This window comes from Endozoicomonas elysicola (assembly GCF_000710775.1).
Taxonomy (GTDB): domain Bacteria; phylum Pseudomonadota; class Gammaproteobacteria; order Pseudomonadales; family Endozoicomonadaceae; genus Endozoicomonas; species Endozoicomonas elysicola.
Map to the genome: position 1 here is coordinate 4,986,271 of NZ_JOJP01000001.1, position 1,386 is coordinate 4,987,656.

A 1,386-nucleotide genomic window follows, 5' to 3' on the forward strand; every position below is an offset into this window, starting at 1 on the left:
GTGCGGAGCAGCCCGGACAGCTCTTTTCTCAGCACCGGATCCACTGCCGATCCCACCGCCGTGTGCGGCTTTGCAACGGCACCTTGCGTTGACGGGCCTGCTGCCGATGTGGCAGCCGGTGCCTTACCTTTGTCGTCTGATGTCAGTACCTGACCGGCCGCCTGCTTCACCTGGCCAACCAGTTGTTCTTTCATGGCCTCAGACAGCAGGGTTTCACACACGCGATTAACGGCGGGCGTCGTCAGCAAAGGCGGCAATTCTTCGATCAGACCGGTGATGCCCTCTGCAGCCTGCTGGTCGGTCTCCTGACCATCACGCTGTTGGGCGGCATTCCGCTGGGCGGCATTCCGCTGGTTAATAAAATCGACACCCTCATTGACCACCTCACCGATGACCGCCTTGATGTGCTTGCCCAGGAGCAACCGGCCCGCCGCCTGTTCCCGGTCACCCGATTCCCTCAGGTCGAGAACATCCCCCGTCGTCAGGTCATACAACTGACCTGCCCCATGGCCCAGCTGCTCGACGACGGCCCCACAGAGCTGCCGCCAGTGATCCTGTGCCTGTACGTTCTCTCCGTCTTCAGCCAGTCCCTCCATGGGCTCCAGAGGTTCAATACCACACACCAGTCCATAACCATCATCGGGTTCCGTATCCAGCTTTTTCGCTATCCGTGACAAGGTCTTCGTCGCGTCTACATGGTGTTTCTGTCCAGCTTTCACCGCCGCACGCACGGTTGCCAGGTGCCCATCCAGAATGTCTTCCAGGTCCTCTGCCACTTCTACCACCAGGGCACGAACCTTTTTTTCCACATCCTTTCGGATAGCATTCCGATGATCATCATTACTGAGCCACGTCGTCAGCTGATCCACACCGTAACCGGCCAGACGCCTGAATACCTTGCCCTGCTCCAGCTGCTCACTCAGGAAAGGCCCTATGGCCTTGCTCAACGCCTGTGGGTCTACCGGCTGCCCGGTACTTCGGGTTACTTCCACTGCCGCCCCGGATACCGCTGGCGCTACCAGGGGCTTCACCTGGTCAGCCACCATGTCCAGCAGTTTATCCCGGGGGGTTTTCGTTCCGGTTTCACCTTCTCCGGCTTGCGCCCCTTCACCCGCCAGCCTGCGAAGCACATGGTCAATCACCTCATCCTGTGCTTTCACCACCCGATCGGTCAGCACCGTTGTCAACCGGGAGCGGGCTTTGTCCTTGTCGGGGTTAAAGAGATCCGTCACCAGTTCGGACAACCACTCAACGCCATTACCCAGTCCCTGAAGGGGCAGGTCCTGGCTCATCCCTTTCACGGTGTCATAAGGTGTGGCTTTCAGGAAGTCTGTCAGCTGGTCGGCCCCGGTGCGGAGCAGCCCGGACAGCTCTTTTCTCAGCACC

Annotated in this window: 1 protein-coding gene; it reads right to left on the minus strand. The window is 59.7% G+C overall.

What is annotated here, in order from left to right:
• A partial coding sequence (locus GV64_RS25385; RefSeq protein WP_160171818.1) for a hypothetical protein occupies window positions 1-1,386 on the minus strand: 1,386 nt, incomplete at both ends.